This window comes from Pseudoalteromonas denitrificans DSM 6059 (assembly GCF_900112265.1).
GTDB classification, from domain to species: domain Bacteria; phylum Pseudomonadota; class Gammaproteobacteria; order Enterobacterales; family Alteromonadaceae; genus Pseudoalteromonas; species Pseudoalteromonas denitrificans.
On sequence record NZ_FOLO01000062.1, the window covers coordinates 12,048 to 30,650 of the forward strand.

Annotated in this window: 15 protein-coding genes and 1 pseudogene; 11 read left to right on the forward strand and 5 right to left on the reverse strand. The window is 35.1% G+C overall.

The window, feature by feature from the left end; genetic code table 11:
• Positions 1 to 1,494: 1,494 nt before the first annotated feature.
• A pseudogene (locus BM088_RS23090) lies at positions 1,495 to 1,932 on the forward strand (NAD(P)H-dependent oxidoreductase); the annotation flags it as partial.
• Between the two features lie 206 nt (positions 1,933 to 2,138).
• Here BM088_RS23090 and BM088_RS23095 read toward each other — a convergent pair.
• Positions 2,139 to 3,578 carry a chitinase gene (locus tag BM088_RS23095; protein ID WP_091990455.1) on the reverse strand — a complete coding sequence of 480 codons (1,440 nt, stop codon included), beginning with the start codon at positions 3,576 to 3,578 and terminating at the stop codon, positions 2,139 to 2,141.
• A gap of 679 nt (positions 3,579 to 4,257) precedes the next feature.
• Here BM088_RS23095 and BM088_RS23100 point away from each other — a divergent pair.
• From BM088_RS23100 to BM088_RS23115, 4 genes are all read left to right on the forward strand, one after another.
• Positions 4,258 to 4,875: a peroxiredoxin gene (locus tag BM088_RS23100; RefSeq protein ID WP_091990458.1), complete on the forward strand. Its 618-nt coding sequence runs from the start codon at positions 4,258 to 4,260 to the stop codon at positions 4,873 to 4,875.
• A gap of 15 nt (positions 4,876 to 4,890) precedes the next feature.
• A complete protein-coding gene (gene tpx / locus BM088_RS23105; RefSeq protein ID WP_091990460.1) occupies positions 4,891 to 5,394 on the forward strand; it encodes a thiol peroxidase in 504 nt (167 codons plus the stop codon).
• 77 nt (positions 5,395 to 5,471) lie between these two features.
• Positions 5,472 to 6,173 carry a hypothetical protein gene (locus tag BM088_RS23110; protein WP_091990464.1) on the forward strand — a complete coding sequence of 234 codons (702 nt, stop codon included), beginning with the start codon at positions 5,472 to 5,474 and terminating at the stop codon, positions 6,171 to 6,173.
• An 18-nt stretch (positions 6,174 to 6,191) separates the two neighbouring features.
• Entirely contained in the window at positions 6,192 to 6,545 is a 354-nt protein-coding gene (locus BM088_RS23115; protein ID WP_091990466.1) for a hypothetical protein, read from the forward strand.
• A gap of 179 nt (positions 6,546 to 6,724) precedes the next feature.
• Here BM088_RS23115 and BM088_RS23120 read toward each other — a convergent pair whose 3' ends face one another.
• A complete protein-coding gene (locus tag BM088_RS23120) occupies positions 6,725 to 7,267 on the reverse strand; it encodes a GNAT family N-acetyltransferase (protein WP_091990469.1) in 543 nt (180 codons plus the stop codon).
• 116 nt (positions 7,268 to 7,383) lie between these two features.
• Here BM088_RS23120 and BM088_RS23125 point away from each other — a divergent pair, with 116 nt between their 5' ends.
• The gene (locus BM088_RS23125; protein ID WP_091990472.1) at positions 7,384 to 7,635 is read left to right on the forward strand and encodes a hypothetical protein; all 252 of its coding nucleotides are present in this window, start codon (positions 7,384 to 7,386) and stop codon (positions 7,633 to 7,635) included.
• A 73-nt stretch (positions 7,636 to 7,708) separates the two neighbouring features.
• On the opposite strand, the gene BM088_RS23130 is transcribed toward BM088_RS23125, so the two are convergent.
• Positions 7,709 to 8,353, reverse strand: a complete 645-nt coding sequence (locus BM088_RS23130; RefSeq protein ID WP_091990474.1) for a glutathione S-transferase family protein — start codon at positions 8,351 to 8,353, stop codon at positions 7,709 to 7,711.
• A 183-nt stretch (positions 8,354 to 8,536) separates the two neighbouring features.
• Here BM088_RS23130 and BM088_RS23135 point away from each other — a divergent pair, with 183 nt between their 5' ends.
• The gene (locus BM088_RS23135; protein ID WP_218156549.1) at positions 8,537 to 9,394 is read left to right on the forward strand and encodes a LysR family transcriptional regulator; all 858 of its coding nucleotides are present in this window, start codon (positions 8,537 to 8,539) and stop codon (positions 9,392 to 9,394) included.
• Here BM088_RS23135 and BM088_RS23140 read toward each other — a convergent pair.
• Positions 9,391 to 9,585 (reverse strand): helix-turn-helix transcriptional regulator, encoded by a 195-nt coding sequence (locus BM088_RS23140; RefSeq protein ID WP_091990481.1) that lies wholly within the window; start codon positions 9,583 to 9,585, stop codon positions 9,391 to 9,393. The two genes, BM088_RS23135 and BM088_RS23140, sit on opposite strands and share 4 nt — an antisense overlap.
• Entirely contained in the window at positions 9,582 to 10,007 is a 426-nt protein-coding gene (locus BM088_RS23145) for a hypothetical protein (protein WP_091990483.1), read from the reverse strand. Before BM088_RS23145 ends, BM088_RS23140 begins: the two co-directional genes overlap by 4 nt.
• A 157-nt stretch (positions 10,008 to 10,164) precedes the next feature.
• On the opposite strand from BM088_RS23145, the gene BM088_RS23150 reads away from it, so the two are divergent.
• The 4 genes from BM088_RS23150 (at position 10,165) to BM088_RS23165 (ending at position 18,324) form a co-directional block, all read left to right on the forward strand.
• Positions 10,165 to 10,521 (forward strand): GFA family protein, encoded by a 357-nt coding sequence (locus BM088_RS23150; RefSeq protein WP_218156550.1) that lies wholly within the window; start codon positions 10,165 to 10,167, stop codon positions 10,519 to 10,521.
• 653 nt (positions 10,522 to 11,174) lie between these two features.
• Entirely contained in the window at positions 11,175 to 13,493 is a 2,319-nt protein-coding gene (locus BM088_RS23155; protein WP_091990485.1) for a TonB-dependent receptor, read from the forward strand.
• Positions 13,494 to 14,252: 759 nt separating this feature from the next.
• Entirely contained in the window at positions 14,253 to 17,249 is a 2,997-nt protein-coding gene (locus BM088_RS23160) for a response regulator (RefSeq protein ID WP_091990488.1), read from the forward strand.
• Between the two features lie 25 nt (positions 17,250 to 17,274).
• Positions 17,275 to 18,324 carry a response regulator gene (locus BM088_RS23165; RefSeq protein WP_091990490.1) on the forward strand — a complete coding sequence of 350 codons (1,050 nt, stop codon included), beginning with the start codon at positions 17,275 to 17,277 and terminating at the stop codon, positions 18,322 to 18,324.
• Positions 18,325 to 18,603 lie beyond the last annotated feature (279 nt).

Consider the following 18,603-nt stretch of genomic DNA (forward strand, 5'->3'; position numbering starts at 1 on the left):
CGATGAGCGCCGCACACTTTATATTTCCCCTAGCTTAAACAAATACACTAAGGCAGCTAACTAACAGAGTAGGGCTAATACTTTGTTTGCCATAATTCCCTATTAATAAGTATATTAAAAATATATAAATCCCAAAATGCACTACAACAAACGAAATGGTTCAGACATCACTAATACCGACTTCTTAAACTATTTATTTCATGCTGGTGGACTCAAAAGCACGCTCACTTAAAAAAACCATTACAGCTATAATTTTTTTGCCTAATTTATTTTGACAACCTAACGGTACAAGAGCCCATATAGATTAATTAACTTTAAAACGATGTTTATCAACCTATTTATTACAACTGTAAATGGGCTTTACAACTTTAGTTATGAATATATGCACCACCTTTTAGCTACAAGAGACATTACTTGAAATTTATAATTCTACTTTGAGTCAGATAACACACTGCAACAGGTACTCTGCCGTCGATATAAATTTGTAATATCAAAGAGTGGGTCCTAATCTCACGTTCACTAAGTGTATAAACGTTAAGATGGTGCTGTATTTTAATCAGCTTTCATCAAAAATCATTTTTATTTCGTCTTTTATGAACTGAGTCCGTCTTAAAGGAGAATTAGTCATAAAAAGAGATTTAGTTATGAATGTAAACAAGCATAAATCGGTAGTCGCAATGGGGCCACGTTAAAGTATTTAGTCCATGGAAGTATATTCTTGATAGCCAGGTTTTAGCATTACTTCAAAAGACAGACTGGCAAGCAACAGATAAAGAGGGTTTACCAAGCGGGCAGGATATTGTAGAGCAGTATTTAACGCCTGCGTCATTAACCCCTGAACTTTTTGACGCGATTTCCTATGAGAAAGAAGTTACTGCTGTTTCAAAATAAGGTCATGCAAAATCATCATCAAATGATCGCGATGATGCTGAATATACAGTTCATGTGAAGTCATCAAACGGTAAAATAGACATAATTAAAGCTGCGGCCGTTATTGATGCCTCTGGTACATGGAGTAATCCCAATCCAATTGGTCTTGATGGCTTACCTGTGCCCGGTGAAAAAAATCAAGATTTGATTATTTATGGGATCCCAAATGCGATAGGTAAAGACAAAGCTGATTATGCAGCAAAGCGCGCACTTGCCCTAGGAGGAGGCCACTCTGCTATTAACGTTGCACTGGATTTACTTAAGCTACAAGATACACACTCTGATACCAAAGTTATTTGGGGATTGCGTTCAAATAAATTAGACAAACTTTTAGGTGGCGGCATTAATGATGAATTACCAGCGCTCGGGGAATTAGGGATCGCGGCAAAATACGCCATTGATGCTGGTTTATTAGAATTACACGCACCTTTTGAAGTTAAGCGAAATACTAAAGTGGCTGATGGGTTATTTATAAATGCCTTTACCGAATATGATGAAACAAGCTTCGAAGTCGATATAATTATAGTGACCGCAGGATTTAGACCCGATTTTAATATGCTAAGGGAACTTAGAGAATTAGTGCAATGCTCTGAAGCACAAGTTTGGTCGTCGCCAGAGATACACGGCAACATGTCTGGCGTAATGAAGACTCAAATAGATTGGATCCCCCTATCAATAGGCGCAGTTAGGCCAACACAAGGAAAAGTTTTAGCTGTTATGCAAATAACTGCTGGCTAAAAAAGTTTCAATTTAATCAATAACATGTGGATTTTAGGCCGCTGGATGAGAATGTTAACAATCCCTAATCAATCATCTGTTGCAAAAGCTTATAACGAATTTAATGAAAAAGGAATAATGAAAGCATCTTCATATAGAGACCGTATTGTTGATGTTATGGAATAATTAATGCGTTTCACATATTTAACGAAAGATAAAAATGAATTTTTGGTCGATAGATATAGTGAAAGGAGTGATATAAAACCAAGATTAAAAGCCATTTAATATTAATTACAGTCTCAAAACAGCGAGTTTACCTATGTGAACTCATTTGTAAAAACGAAATAATGTTGAAGGATTACTGAAAATAAAGAGGGATTGCATCACACTTTTAAAATAAGAAAACACCGTTATTCTTCTCATAAAAAGCCACTCAAATCATTTGAGTGACTTAATATAAAATAAAGATCCTGTAATTTAATTGTTTAGATTTAAGGTGCTATATACAATTCCCAAGGGCTGCCATCTGTAGGTATATTGCCTTTGGTATACCATTTGGCTTGATACACTTTTCCTTTATAACTGGCTTTATCTGTCCCTCTATATACTTTAGCTTCATCCCAAGCTGCAACGCCATCTACAGGAGGCTCTGTAGGAGGTGTATCGAGTTCATCTACGACACGAATTTTAGGCCAACTCGCATGAGAGCCATAAAAGTTAGTAACACATTTTTCATAGTCACCTGGTACTAAAGCTGAATAGGCAGTCTGAAAACCAACTAACTCACATTCAAAAGAAGCACCACCAGGGCGATCAGCATAGTATTTCCAGTTACCATCCCAGTTAGTATAAAGCACATCGGTCGCACCATTAAGGTTTAAACTTCCAAATGGTGTTTGCTGCCAACAGGTATTTTCTTCATCTGTTTCAATTGGAATTAAATAATGATTAGCAAGCCCCTCCCAATAACGAATGCGATTAACAGGTTGACCTTTAGTGCGATTTTGAGCACCACATTCAATGCCACCATTAATCACATTAATTGTAGTGCCAAAGCCATAACCTATTCCTGCATCTGTTTCCCGTTGTGAAGGAGTCCAAGTACGATCTATTACATGTAACATAGCTGGTTTTGGCGCTTGAGGGGTAAGAAAAAACCAAATGGCAGAGGCCAAATTTAGCCATGAGTCTGCAACACGGCCAGGATCATTGAGCAAAACAGTCGCATCCCCATTAAACATCACTTCTGAAAAAGCACCATAATTAAAATGATAAGACAATTGCTTTGCACCTCGACCAAAATAGCCTTGACCAGGAGCACAAGGCCAACGTGTATTTTGCCAATCATTTTGACCACAACCTGTGATATAACCCGCTTGTCCTTCTGACCACCCCATTTCACGAACGTGCACTAAAGCCTGTTGCCACTCTTCTAAGCCCTCAGGATTATCAGATGTATTTGTTTTTGCAATATGGCCACCCGTTTCTTGTGAAAAATGGGCGAAGGCTGTGATAATAGACTTTTTACAAATTGCATCTGCATCTCGTCCATCGGTATAGTCGCCACAAAAAGCTGGAAACTTACCAATCGCACGTAAAAAGCGTGTATAGGTATATTCAGGTGCAGCCATACCCGTCAAAAAATTCCATTCTGACTGAGGAAATACACTTTCTACTCGCTTTACATTTTTCGGGTTGTTTAAGGCGCCAGGAATAATCGCTTCAACAATATTATTAGAGCGCGTCTCTAGAGCTTTAGCCCAAACGTCATACATAGGATTGATTGTTTTAGCATCTTGTGCTGCGTTTAATTCAACACGAGAAACAAGGTAACCACCTGAATTTTCAGGATCTGGCTGAGGGTTCATGGCAAAACTATTGGCTGCGATACTGTAGCCTACCAGTGACGTAATGAGTTTGAGCTTAAACATAGATATATTACCTTTTTGTTATTGAGTATTGTTAATATCTTTAAGTCACAAAGCCGCGCTTTTGATCTAACTACTGTAGGCACAGATTATTGTGAAAATCAGAAAGTTCCGCTTAAAATTTACATTATGTATCCTAACAGAAACATAATGTTCACAAATGACATCGCTGTCAATCTCTTTTTTAGGTAATTTATAAAATAATTAACGATTCTAAAAATCAGGATTAATAACTATTTTAGTGTTAAAAACAGGCAGAATATTTATTAAAATTTTAGAGAGCTATTTTGATTAAACCAGCTTAATAAAATCAAATAGTGATTAAAAATCATAATCTTAAATAAATTTAAACTGTCATATTAAAAGTGAAATGGTAATGGCATTTTTTACTACACATTCAAATTCGGTTGCTTTTTGAACATTTAGAATAAACCTAATCGTAATAAATAATATTGATATTGAATGAATGCCACAATTTAAAAATTCAAAGGTAATTCATCGCTATCAAGGCTTTATCAACAAAAAAGAAGGGTCGTTAATTTATTTTATAATCAGAACTTAGCAAGATTACAATCAGTAACAAGCAATTACATTTATTACAATTACTCACACAGAAGTATTATGTATTCAATTCCAGTTACCCTAGTATGCGCTTCCCTAATTATTAGTTATAGAAAATGTAATGAAAAAAAGTATTTTTTCAACCTTTGCCCTTGTTTGCTCCCTAAATATTATCGCCTCTGAAAGTACATTTAAAATAACAGACTTAAATGCAAAGCTTGGCGATGGAGCGGTCGTAACGCTTGAGTCTAAGCCATTTAAACTCAGTGGCCAAACACTTCAAAAAGGCGATTTATTTCCTTCATTGATCTTAAAAAACAAATCTTATTCAGATTTTGATACATCAAGTTTAACGGGGAAAGTAAGAATTTATAACGTCGTCACTTCGGTCGATACGCCTGTGTGCAATCAACAAATAAAAGCATTAAACGCATTTATGACAACACATAACCTGAATGATATTGAAGTATATGCCGTTAGTGCGGATACGGCTTTTGCACAAAACAGATTTAAAGAAAATAATGAGATAACAAATGACCTCATGTTTTTATCTGACTCAATAGCGCATCAATTTGGTAATGAAACAGGAACTTTAATTTCAAGTTTTGGTTTATTGGCACGTACCATTATTGTTGTTAACAAAGACAATAAAGTTGTACATATTCAAAGAGTACCTGAACTCACAACTATTCCAAATCTAGAAACAGCAGTCGCTGCAGCAAAACAACATTCGTCATAACATAGGAAAAACACAATGAATCAAGTCACATTCCAAGGTCAAAAAGTAGAGATCGCAGGTATACTTCCAACAGTTGGTGCGCCATCTCCAGATTTTACTTTAACAGCAAGCGATTTATCAGAGTTAACGCTTAGTCAGGTTAAAGGTAAAAATATTATTTTGAATATTTTTCCGAGTATCGATACGCCCGTTTGTGCAACAAGTGTTCGAAAATTTAATGAAGAAGCTGCAAAGTTAGACAATACAGTGATTATTTGCATTTCTGCAGATTTACCTTTTGCAACTGGCCGTTTTTGTGAAGTTGAGGGGATGAATAATGTACAACATGCATCCACTTTTCGTAACCCAGATTTTGCATCACAATTTGGTGTTGCTATTAATAATGGCATTTTAAAAGGCTTAACAACCCGCGCTGTTATATGTATCAATTCGTCAGGCATAGTAGTTCATACTGAACTCGCACAAGAAATAACAGAAGAAATTGATTATAAAAACGCACTGGCTTCTATCAGTCTATAATTCCTCTTAATTTTTGCAAACAGTCGTATTTATGTTTGCAAAATGTTTACATATTTAACTACTCGTACCGGATCAAAATGCAAACAACTTACATTTTTAGACTTGTTTTAATTATTCAGCTATTGATATCTTTAATGAGCACCATAACGTCCAATATTCTTTTTGATACTTTACCTTTAGTTTTACAAAATTACATTTCTCAAGAGCAAGATTTTTACTTTAGTGGCATTTTTTATCTATCATTCGCCTTGTTGTTTTTTGCCTTAATTCCCATTTGTACGATTGGCCTCTGGCATTTTAAAGGTTGGGCTAAGATACTTTTTATATTTATGTTATTAATAACGATCCCAGTAGAGTTGTTTAGTAATGTCGTTATCATGGACCCATGGACAGGAATGCTTTTAAGTTTAAATGCTATGTTTCTAGGCATGATCCTAGTGATGCTTTTAATGAAACCCATTAAAAATAAATTTACTGGCCAGAAAACAAAAAACATATCATTTTTAGTGCAAGTTCATACTTTGCCTTCAGATTTGCAAACTGTACTCAACAACCCTTCAAGTTATTTATACGATACTGCAAAAATTTATTCGCTTCTTGTCAACAGTCCGATGCTCCATAAAGTATGGGCAATCGATACAGTCGACAAAGATAAGTTATGGATTGGAATCAATATTATGAGTGATGAAAATATACCTTCATTACATACAGTAAAACTAGATGAAGGTACATTCGAAAAAATTGAAGACGAACAATATGAAGTTGAAGTTTTCAAATAACGATAAGGCGAACTTAAAATGACACTTTTTATAAAATCGACTTTGTTTGTTATACCCTTTATTTCTGCTGTATTACAGGCTACCGAAATTGATCATATTTATGCGGGGAAGTTTGTTTGGGGCCATGAGGTTAGAAGTATTTCATTGTGTAATCAACAGACTTGGCATTGGGCTTATTTACATGAACCCAATAACAAAATGATTGAATATTATATAAAGAATCAAAACAAACCTTATCAAGAAATATACATTAAATTTAAAGGTCATTTTTCAAGTATGAACTCAACAGGGTTTTCAGAGCTGTATAACAGTAAAATACAACTAACAGAAATAATTGAATATAGTTTTGAAATCCCCAAAAGCTGTCATTAACTTTCAACTGATTCAAACACGTTTTCCGTCAATTTATATGCGCATCTTAATCTTTATCTTATTGTTTTGTATCGACAATATAAAACAATAAGATAAAGAAAGATCAATGCGTTTGTAGCTAAACAATACTTAAAGCCTCACCGAACATGAATTTTGATAGCTGCTTTTATATTGCCAGATTATTCAGGTAAGACTTTTTCGAAATATACAGCTTCAACATCGCCTAAAGGGTCTTTGTGAATATATGTTTTGATATATTTCATGCCTAGTTTAGTCATAATATTAATTGAACCTAAATTCCCCTCTAATGCGATAGCTGATATTTTATTAATATCATTATTATTACTTACGGCATCCATAATGCTTTTAGCCGCTTCCGTTGCATAACCTTTACCCCAGGCACTTTGCTTAAAACGCCAGCCTAATTCTAAATTATCAAATTCAGGATCATCACTAAAAAAATCCACCGGCCTTACTAATACCCAACCTATAAACTCTTGTGTATTAGTTATGGTAACTTTCCATTGGCCCCAGCCTTTTTGTTCGTTAACATAACTTTTCATTCTTGGAATATAGATATTGATTACATCTTCCATGGAAGTCATTTTTCCATTGTTGATAAATCGCATCACTTCTGGATTTTGGTCTAACTCAAAAAATAAATGTACGTCTTTTTCAGTCATTAGTTCAAATTGCAAACGCTCTGAATTATTAATATGCATTTTTAGACCTTCATTAAATATGTTGGATTTTATTATGACAATTTAAGGTGAATTTTCACTTTTCAATTATACTCAAAATTACCACATGTGCAGCAATGTTGTTTAAAGGGAGGATTATGCAAATAAGTAATGATGCATTTGATAATGAAAGGCGTCACGATTGCCCAACCAGCCACCTTTTATGGAGTAAGCTAAGTGATGCACAAAAAGCATCTGTCAGTTCTTTGTATAATTATGGCTATGAGTTAAGTTTCATCAGAAGAGTCGATTGTGAAGAAGTAGTGGTCTTATTGTTAAATGATAGCCCCGCAACTGTAGATATTCATGGCGAAATAAATACCAGCCCAGATATAAAGGTTAGGAGTTAAGGTTTATTAAAAACGCCAATAAACTTAATAAAAGGAAGCAAAGTTAATACCTCCTTTTTAAATATATCTAATTTTAAACTTCTTCTTCTTCAATGACTTCCACTTCAGCATGTGCAGCCATTTGCCATTTTTTATAAGCGGGTAAGTTAAGCATTAATTGCATATAAGTTTTAACTTGTTCTGGTACTTCAATACAATAACTATTAAAACGCGATACTGCTGGCATAAACATGGCATCGGCAATACTAAACTCGCCAAATAAAAATCCGCCTTCAGATTTATTTTGTATTAAACAGTTAAGCCAAATATCAATCATACGCTGGATATCTATAAGGGTATTTTCTGATAATGATAAAGCCGATGGTGTTCTACGGCAGTTCATAGGTAAATCATGGCGTAAACTCATAAAGCTTGAGTGCATTTCAGCACTGATAGATCTCGCATGAGCACGTTTTTGAATATCCTTTGGCCAAGCTTTATTTTCTAAGTATTGCTCATTTACATATTCACATATTGCCAATGAATCCCACACTTTAAGGCCCTTATCTAGCAATACAGGTACTTTATAGTTTGGGCACAGATTTTCCATGTGTTCACGCATATCATCTGCAAATAAAACAATGCGCTGCTCTTCAAAATTTTGCTGATAATACTCTAACAAAAGCCATGCACGTAAAGACCAAGATGAGTAATTTTTATTGCCGATCACCAGTTTCATAAATTCCCTTAAAATCATTAATATCGCTTACATAAACTTTATTAAAATCATTTACTCACAGCAAGCCAATAAAATTTATAATAGGTATCAATATTCTTGAAGGAATCGTTTTGATAAAGGATATAAAAAAGGAAAGTTTAGGTTTAAAATGACATCATAAATATAAATAACCTCAGCTGAGCTATGAAAACAAATAACAAAATGGATTTCGAGTTGCTAAAAACCTTTATTGCTGTTGTTGATAATGGGAGCTTAACTCGAGCTGCTGGGCAAGTTTTTCGTTCTCAATCAGCAATCAGCATGCAAATAAAACGACTAGAATCACAATTAGGTAATACGCTTTTTATTCGCGATGGTAAAGGTTTGATACTCTCCAATGATGGTAAAGCACTGGTACCTTATGCTAGAAGGTTACTTTCTTTACATGATGAAGCCCTAAATTCCCTAAAAGGCAATAATACACATACCCATATTCGCATTGGTTGCCCCGATGATTATGCTTGCAAGTTATTGCCTATACTGATTAAATTTTTAAGAAAAAAATTACCCAAAATAAAAATATCAGTTGTAACCTCAAATTCTAATGAATTACGAAAACGTTTAGATAATGGCGAATTAGACTTAACAATTTTAACTCGATCACCTAATGGTAATGAAGGCGTGCTTGTTTATCAGGATCAAGGAGTGTGGGTGTGTAACAATGAAGACATGTTAAATAAACGCCCGATTGTTTTGGCACTTTTTGAGTCTAGCTGCAAATTTCACAGTACTGTTATTGATGGTTTAGAAAAGCGAAATATTAAATATGACTTATTATTAGAAACCAGTAATAGTAATGTATTAGTGGAATTAGCGCGAACTGGTCAGGCAGTTACAGTACTGTCAAGCCGCGCAGCGCCAACAGATGTACCTATATTTGAGGATCCGAAAGGTTTACCTGCACTCCCGGTTGCCGAAATTATAGTCAGCTTCAGTGGTGCTAATCAAAGCTTTTCTGGTGTTTCACTACAAGAAATTGCTCAAAGCTTAAATGGTTATTAAGCATCATCCCTAAAGATTTCTTCTATCGGTTTTTTAAATAACTTAGCTAATTTAAAAGCTAACGGTAAACTGGGATCAAATTTCCCCTTTTCAATCGCATTAATTGTTTGTCTTGAAACATCTAAAAGTGTCGCTAAATCGGCCTGAGTCCAACTTTGCTCAGCGCGCAGTAATTTTAAATTATTTTTCATCTATAACGCACTCGGCCAATTATCAAACTGACAGCATAAGTTACTGATATCAACATGATGATAATAGATAAATTAACACTACCAACCAGCCCTGTTGTTTTTAAAATGGCATAAACAGACGTACTTACTAAAGCAGTGCCTAATGCTACAACAAGCGCATCAAACTGTATTTTTCGTTCTAACTCATCAAGTTCTTTTAAAAAACGTTTATAAGCCAAAACAACCCCAATCCCTGTAATGCCATGGAAAATAACTGACATCATTATTAAGAGGTTTGAGTCAAACCAATTTAGCTTTATCGCTACGTTAGGTAATACCATGGTGATCGCAAAAGCAATTATCCAAAATAATATTTTAGTTGCATTCTTAGCATCTTTAGAAGGTATATCTATTGGGAATACCGCTTTAATTATTTCTTTCATACACATCCTTTAATTGAAATGTAAAATAAACTTTACTTTTAAAAGGTTAATTTACCAACACCACCAAGTCAAGTACACTTTACATTTAAATATATACTTTCACTTTTAAATAAAGCATATTATCAATAAAGTATAATTTATTTAGTGGAGTTGTTTAGTGGATAAAATTTATCAAGGTCAATGTCATTGTGGGTTAGTAAAATTCAAGGTTAACTTAGACTTATCCAGAATAGGTAAATGTAATTGTAGTTTATGTAAAAGAAGAAATGCCAATATGGCATATGTTGATGAAACTCAGTTTCAGTTACAAACAGGGGCACAAGCTTTGTCGAAATATCAATTTAATACACAAACTGCTGAACATTTTTTTTGTAATACCTGTGGTATTTATACTCATCATAAACCGAGAACACAAAAACAAACAATCGCGGTGAATACCGCATGTATTGATACGCTACAACTAAATAAATTAGTGATTAAAGATATCGATGGTAAAAGCTTTGAGGTTATTTAACCTCTAAAGTATAAACTTTCTGCAGGTTAAACATTAACTAATTACGAGCCAAAAATGGAACTTAGACTGCTCCACAATGAACAACAAAAAACTAAAGCAGATGTTTTTCAGACGAATTATTAGATGCAACTAACTTTGATCACAATAACCTCTTTATAAAATGCGAAATAGTATGAGTACTTTTATTCCTTAATTGATATAAAAACTAGTCAGTAATAAAAGTGAAAGGCAAAGTTCAACATACTCTCGTATTTGTACCCGCTAATTTTTAACCTCTTCAAATAAAAAAAGCGTTGCTTTATAAAATTTAAAAAATAAATTTTTCTCACAGGACATTTGTCCTGTGAGAAATAGCACCTAAAAGATTATATTATTATCATAGACTTATAGAGCTAAAACTCTAACCCTATCTGCATTAAATATGTTTAAATATTGTTAATAGTTAACTTTTAAAACATAAGTTTAACAAACAGTGCATTTTCTATGCTTTTTAGTGTTATAATCACCAACCGTAAGCTTCAGCCTTTCGGTGTCTTCCACTCTTACCCGTTAGGTCCGCATTTATTGCGTAAAATTGAGCCTTACATCGCCAATGTAATATGGCGCTACATATTACCGTTGAACTAAGAGTGATCTAAAAGGTTAATTCCGAAATGAAAGCAATGAAAAAAACAACCTTAGCCGTATTAATTAATGCTGCTTTGTTTTCTGCTGCAAGTCATTCAGCTGAAGCTGAAACTCAAGAGCAAATTAAAGCCCCTAAATTAGAAGTTATTTCTGTAACAGCACGTAAACGTGTTGAAAATGCACAAGAGATCCCAGTATCTGTTTCTGCTTTGCAAGGTGATAATCTAGAAGCTTATAGCTCTGCGGGTATGGATATTCGCTTTATGAACGCTAAGATCCCAAGTCTTTCCGTTGAGTCATCTTTTGGACGTAGTTTTCCACGTTTTTATGTTCGTGGTTTAGGTAATACAGATTTCGATTTAAATGCATCACAACCTGTTTCATTAGTTGTTGATGAAGTTGTCCAAGAAAACCCAATTTTAAAAGGTTTTCCTGTTTTTGATATGGAACGTGTAGAAGTATTGCGTGGTCCACAAGGTACTTTATTTGGCCGTAATACCCCAGCAGGGTTAGTTAAATTTGATTCAGTTAAACCTTCAGAAGATACAAATGGTTACCTTGCATTATCATATGGTACTTTAGGTGCTGTTGATTTTGAAGGTGCTGTAGGTACTTCACTTACTGATAACCTATCAGTGCGTATTTCAGGTCTTCACCAAGAAAAAGATGATTATATCGATAACCGTGCCGTTGGTTTTGAGCAAAAAGACGCTTTAGGCGGTTACGAAGAAAATGCAACCCGTATTCAATTCTTATACGAAGCAAATGATTTTAGTGCTTTACTGAATTATCATTACCGAGATTTAGATGGTAAACCTATTGTTTTCCATACTAATATTGCAAAGCCAGGTTCAAATAAAATACGTAAAGGTTTTGATGCAGATGTTGTTTATCAAGACGCTGCACAATTTGCAACACAGCAAGTAACAAGCCAAGGCGCTAGTTTAAAAATGGAATGGGAACTAAGTGATACACACACTTTAACTTCAATTTCAGCTTGGGAAAGCGCAGAAATTTATTCTCGTGCCGATGTGGATGGTGGTTATTTAGGAGACCCAACAGCTGGAGATCCAAATGCAGTGTGGTGGGGTGCTCAAAGTGCTGATGCGATTCCAGATCATAACCAATATACGCAAGAATTACGTTTATCAAGTAATTTGAATGGCCCTTTAAATTATCAAACAGGCCTATTTTATTACAACGAAGATTTAACGATTGATTCGTATGACTTTGTCACTGCAGCTAGCAATACATATTCAGCATGCCAATCTGGTGATCCACTTCAAGTAACTAAAGCCAATTCTTGTTTACCAAATGGCTTCTCAACACAAGATCAAAAAACAACGGCCTACGCTGTATTTGGTTCTGTCGATTATGATGTATCTGACGATTTAGCCATGACAGTGGGTGTACGTTATTCACATGATAAAAAAGATTTCACAGCACAATTAATAGATCACCCATTTATTCCAGGTGATAACGATGGAAACTTTCAAGATTCTGCAAACCCAAGTGATAGCCATGTAAGCTGGGATGTAAGTGGTGTTTACAAATTAACTGACGACGTTAATGTTTTTGCCCGTTTAGCAAACAGCTTCCGTGCACCAAGCGTACAAGGTCGAATTTTATACGATCAAAGAGTAAGCGTTGCTGATTCTGAAACGATTAATTCATTTGAAACGGGTATTAAATCAGATGTATTAGATGGCCGCGGCCGTGTAAATGCAACGGTTTATTATTTTGAAATGAGTGACCAGCAATTAACAGCTGTTGGCGGTGGTGCAAATTCAAACACACTGTTAAATGCTGATAAAACGGTTGGTTACGGTTTTGAGTTAGATACACAGTGGATCTTAACGGATGAAATTAACGCAACTTTTAACGTTAGCTACAACGATACTGAAATACAAGATAGTAGCTTATCTGTAGGTACTTGTGGCTCAGGTACTTGTACTGTCACTAATGCGCTAAACGCAGATGGCAGAGCAAATATTGATGGTAATAGCTTACCTAATTCACCTGAGTGGATTGCTAACTTCACATTACGTTACGCAACTGAAGTCGCTGATGGTGAGTTTTTTGCCTATACCGATTGGTCTTACCGTAGTGATATTAACTTCTTTTTATACCAAGCTGAAGAGTTCAACGGTGAAGCATTATTTGAAGGTGGCATTCGTGCAGGTTATAACTGGGAAAGCGGTGATAACGAATACCAAGTATCAGCTTTTGTACGTAACATAACTGATGAACAAGTTATTATTGGTGGTGTAGACTTTAATAACAACTCAGGTATGGTTAATGAAGCACGTTATGTTGGTGCTGAGTTTAAAGTTAACTTCTTTTAATTAAGCTTTATTTAACTTTTAATATAAACCCGCTAACTTAGCGGGTTTATCGTTTTTGAGTTTAAGAAAAGTGATTAAAATATTAAGAGACTGTCAATAAAGCCAGCTAAAAAATAGAGTTATAATACCAGCCACTCAGCTGCCAGCAGACAATAAAAATTAATAAAAATATGGCTATATCTTACCTATAAGAGTCTCATCGCCAAATAAAGTTTTATCACTTTTTCCATAATGTGAATGTAACAGCATGAAATGATATTATCTGCCTAACAGTAAATCACATGTGTATTGATATAAATTACGGCAGCTCATCCGATTCATCCTCTTCCTTGTGACTTCTGTTTTGCTAAAAACTGACATTTTCAGATTAACTTTAAATGCTGATATTTGTTGAAATAGCGCTCCTAATTATCCCAACGCTAATGTCCTTTATATTGATAGCTGAAATTAGTTTTTAAACTCTAAAGCACTATCGCGCCCAGCGCGAAATCAGGTTATCTCGATATACTTCGAAGAAATAAATCTCCCTTATATTGAGAAGATTAAAACCAAACCGATAGGTAAGCTATATTGAATAACTGACCTTGTTTTTGTGCATGATTATTACCTATAAGTACTTAGGACCATCTATATTCAAACTTATCCTATTTTTTATATAGATACTTTCTTTCCATATGTTCATTTTTTTTCTACACTGAATCATGCTGCCTTAGTAAAAAATAAATTTATTGAACAATAAAAACAATAGGTTATAAAGTCATGCCCATAAGTACAGTAGATGAAAGTTACATATTTTCATTAATTGATTCAACTCCAGATCCTTTATTGGTCATCAACCAGCAAGGGGAAATATTAATCGTAAATAATCAAATAAAAAATGTTTTTGGTTACGCTAAAGAAGAATTAATAGGTAAAAAAATCGAAGTATTGTTACCTGAAACAACCCGTCATGGGCATATTCATTTGAGAGATAGTTTTTTCAATAGCCCTTCTATTAGACTCATGGGGGAAGATCTAAATCTAAAAGCACTTCGCAAAAATGGCGAAGTATTTCCTGTTGAAGTGAGCCTGAGTCCAATACCTGAACAACAACAAGTCATAGCCATTGTACGTGATATTACCAAACGTAAGGAAATGGATAATAAACTTTCAATTAGGGATAAGTATATTACTGCGTTAATGGATTCAACTCCTGATCCTATGCTAGTGGTTAATAAGTCAGGGGAAATAGTAATCATAAATCAGCAATTAACAGAAGTATTTGGCTATCAAAAAGAAGAAATCATAGGTGAAAAAATAGAAGTCTTACTGCCCAAAAAGTTTCGCACTGGCCATGTTAATTTTCGGAATGATTTTTTCCACAAAGCTTCTGTCAGAATGATGGGGGAAGAACTGGAACTAAAGGCATTGCGCAAAAATGGAAGAACATTTCCAGTTGAAATAAGTTTAAGCCCTTTGCCAGAACAACAGCAAGTTATAGCTGTTGTGCGTGATATAACCAAGCGCAAAGAACTGGATGATAAGCTTGCTGCCGCAATAGTTGAAGCAAACGCCAGTAACCAAGCAAAAAGTGATTTTTTGGCCAATATGTCACATGAAATTCGCACTCCAATGAACGCAATAATCGGCATGTCTTATTTGGCATTACAAACGGATCTCAACCGTAAACAACATAATTATATCCAAAAAGTTCATCGCTCAGGAGAGAGCTTACTCGGCATAATTAACGATATTCTTGATTTTTCTAAGATAGAAGCTGGCAAGCTTGAAATGGAATCAACTAACTTCTTATTAGAAGAAGTGTTCGATAATTTATCTAATTTATTGGGACTTAAAGCCGAGGAAAAAGGTTTAGAGTTAATGTTTAATTTTCCACCTGAATTACCAAGTGCTTTGGTTGGTGATCCACTAAGGTTAGGTCAAATCCTGATCAATCTTGGCAATAATGCCGTAAAGTTTACCGACCCAGGGGGTGATATAACAATAGCGGTTGAACTTAAAGAATTAACAGCAAAAAACGCATTAATAAAATTCTCAGTGATAGATTCTGGTATAGGAATGACATCTGAACAACAAGCCAAATTGTTTCAATCATTTACGCAGGCTGATGCATCTACTAGCCGTAAATATGGGGGAACAGGATTAGGTTTAGCTATTAGTAAAACCCTATCACAATTGATGGGAGGGAGGATTTGGGTTGAAAGTGTAATTGGTGAAGGAAGTTCGTTTCATTTTACAGCAAAATTTGGATTACAGCAGGGAGTGGCTACAACAACTAAAAAAATAAAGAACGACTTAAATGATTTACGTGTTTTAGTTGTAGATGATAATGCAACTGCTCGAGAGATATTAACAACCATAATGGCAAGTTTCGGCATGCGTGTTGATCAGGCTGGCAGTGGTGAATCTGCAATAGCTCTATTAGAAGATGCATCCAATATTGATCCATATAAATTGGTATTAATGGATTGGAAAATGCCTGGTCTAGACGGTGTAGAGACAACTCGAGAAATTCAAAAAAATGAGTGCTTAGAAGTAATTCCTACGGTAATAATGGTAACCGCTTATGGACGTGATGAGGCGAGTGACTCTGCAAGTGATGTTGATATCAAGGGATTTCTTACCAAACCTGTTACTCAATCAACATTACTCGATACAATTATGTTAGCTATGGGTAAAGAGATTACTCAGCATAGTAGAGCAAATGTTCGACAGACAAATTCGATGAGTGAAATAAATAAACTGCAGGGAGCTAAAATATTACTCGTTGAAGATAATGAGCTTAACCAAGAGTTGGCGAAAGCCTTATTGGAAGATAATGGGCTCGTAGTAGAAATTGCAAATAATGGTGTAGAAGCGCTATCCCAGCTTAAATTATTCGAGTTTGACGGTGTATTAATGGATTGTCAAATGCCTATTATGGACGGATATGAAGCCACGCAAAAGATAAGAAAACAAGAAAAGTATAAAGATTTGCCTATACTTGCTATGACTGCAAACGCAATGGTCGGAGATCGAGAAAGGGTAATGGCCGCCGGTATGAATGATCACATCGCAAAACCGATTAATGTGAGAGAAATGTTTAAGACCATGGCTCATTGGATTTCGGTGGAAGAACAAGAAAAAATCCCCGTTAATGAAAGTGCTGATATTTCTGAGGGAAATATTCATATACCAAATATTGAGGGCATAGATTTAAATGCTGGTTTAGAAATTACTCAAGGGAATAAAAAACTATATAAAAAATTATTGTTGAAGTTTAAAGACAGTCAAAAAGGTTTCATACAAGAATTTAATGATTCGTTAAAAAGTGATGAAGCTACTGCTTCAGAGCGTTGCGCACACACACTTAAGGGCGTTGCTGGCAATATTGGAGCCAAAAATGTGCAAGCCGCTGCTGCTGAATTAGAAGAAGCGTGTCGAAATCAAGCTACAATTGAAGAAATTTTTCGTCTTCGAGATACACTAAACTCACTTTTATCAAAGGTATTAACTGCTCTTTCTTTGTTGGTCAATGATGATACAGGCTCGAAATTTAAACAGGGGGTGCTAGATAAACTGAAGTTTACAGTATTGATTCAAAGGTTAAGAGAGCTATTAGAAGACGATGATACAGATGCAATGGATGTAATCGATGAGATGCATAATGTTGAGGGTATTGCCGAATACGAAGAAACGTTATCACTCCTAGCTAAAGCAATAGATAGATATGACTTCGAATGTGCACTTGACGTACTTAAGAGTTTTGAGAATTGAGCAGGCAATACTAAAAGGATAAGTTATGGGTATAACCAAAGAAAAACCAACTATTCTTGTTGTTGACGATACACCAGAAAATATTGATGTGCTTAGTGGAGTATTGAGAGGCAAGTTTAAAGTTAAGGCAGCCCTAAATGGCAAAAAAGCTATAAAAATAGCCAATAGCTCCCCTCATCCCGCCATGATTCTCCTAGATATTATGATGCCTGTTATGGATGGATATGAAGTATGCCAAAAGTTGAAAGCAAATCCCGCAACGGCAAGAATTCCAATTATATTTATCACCGCAAAAAACGAGGAGAAAGATGAAAGAAAAGGACTGGAATTAGGAGCCGTAGACTACATAACTAAACCTATTAACCCTTCAATTGTTTTAGCTCGAGTGCATACCCATTTAGCTTTATATGATCAAAATATCGCTCTTGAAGATAAAGTTCGCCAACGAACTGAAGAACTAAATAATACGCGCTTAAATATTATCCATCGTCTCGGTCGTGCAGCTGAGTTTAAAGACAATGAGACAGGATTACATGTCATTCGAATGAGCCACTATTCACGGCTGATTGCAGAAGCTCTTGAATACGGAGAAGACTGGACAGAGTTAATATTTAATGCTGCACCAATGCATGATATTGGTAAAATTGGTATACCAGACCACATCCTTTTAAAGCCAGGAAAGTTGAATAACGATGAGTGGGATATCATGCGTAAACATCCTCAAATAGGCGCTGATATTATTGGCGAACATGACTCTGAAATTCTACAAACATCCAGAATTATTGCTTTGACTCATCATGAAAAATGGGACGGGTCTGGATATCCTTCAAACCTAAAAGGAGAAGAAATTCCTATCGCGGGAAGAATAATTGCTATTGCGGATGTGTTCGATGCTTTGACAACGCAAAGACCATATAAAAAAGCTTGGACTGTCGAAGATGCTATAAAGGAAATTGACAATGGCTCTGGCACTCATTTTGATCCCAATTTAATACCGATTTTTCATGAGGTATTGCCCTCGATTCTAGATATCAAAGAATTATATGCAGAATCAACTCTTGGTATTAAAAAATAAATAAGTAAGGCTACCTCGCTTTGTAGTCCAACTTGATAACAAATAGAAATGGAATACTTAAGAGGTTGCTCTATATCTATTTATCAAAATAAATTGTTGTTCTTTTCAATAAAATTTATACATAACGAAAAATAAGCGTTAAAGGTAAATGATGGTTTTTGGAACGAGTCTTTTTGAAGATCTAACGTGAAGGTCGGCGTACCCGCACCTACAATAAACCTAAACTAATCGTTAGCCTATAACCCAATTTAAACTTGGGAGAGCATTATGGCCAGGCGA

Excerpts from the sequence above, each read along its gene's own strand:
- BM088_RS23155 (WP_091990485.1), top strand. The coding sequence starts at position 11,175 with ATGAAAGCAATGAAAAAAACAACCTTAGCCGTATTAATTAATGCTGCT.
- BM088_RS23120 (WP_091990469.1), bottom strand. The coding sequence starts at position 7,267 with ATGCATATTAATAATTCAGAGCGTTTGCAATTTGAACTAATGACTGAA.
- BM088_RS23115 (WP_091990466.1), top strand. The coding sequence starts at position 6,192 with ATGACACTTTTTATAAAATCGACTTTGTTTGTTATACCCTTTATTTCT.
- BM088_RS23130 (WP_091990474.1), bottom strand. The coding sequence starts at position 8,353 with ATGAAACTGGTGATCGGCAATAAAAATTACTCATCTTGGTCTTTACGT.
- BM088_RS23135 (WP_218156549.1), top strand. The coding sequence starts at position 8,537 with ATGAAAACAAATAACAAAATGGATTTCGAGTTGCTAAAAACCTTTATT.
- BM088_RS23160 (WP_091990488.1), top strand. The coding sequence starts at position 14,253 with ATGCCCATAAGTACAGTAGATGAAAGTTACATATTTTCATTAATTGAT.
- BM088_RS23140 (WP_091990481.1), bottom strand. The coding sequence starts at position 9,585 with ATGAAAAATAATTTAAAATTACTGCGCGCTGAGCAAAGTTGGACTCAG.
- BM088_RS23125 (WP_091990472.1), top strand. The coding sequence starts at position 7,384 with ATGCAAATAAGTAATGATGCATTTGATAATGAAAGGCGTCACGATTGC.
- BM088_RS23095 (WP_091990455.1), bottom strand. The coding sequence starts at position 3,578 with ATGTTTAAGCTCAAACTCATTACGTCACTGGTAGGCTACAGTATCGCA.
- BM088_RS23145 (WP_091990483.1), bottom strand. The coding sequence starts at position 10,007 with ATGAAAGAAATAATTAAAGCGGTATTCCCAATAGATATACCTTCTAAA.
- BM088_RS23165 (WP_091990490.1), top strand. The coding sequence starts at position 17,275 with ATGGGTATAACCAAAGAAAAACCAACTATTCTTGTTGTTGACGATACA.
- BM088_RS23100 (WP_091990458.1), top strand. The coding sequence starts at position 4,258 with ATGAAAAAAAGTATTTTTTCAACCTTTGCCCTTGTTTGCTCCCTAAAT.
- BM088_RS23110 (WP_091990464.1), top strand. The coding sequence starts at position 5,472 with ATGCAAACAACTTACATTTTTAGACTTGTTTTAATTATTCAGCTATTG.
- tpx (WP_091990460.1), top strand. The coding sequence starts at position 4,891 with ATGAATCAAGTCACATTCCAAGGTCAAAAAGTAGAGATCGCAGGTATA.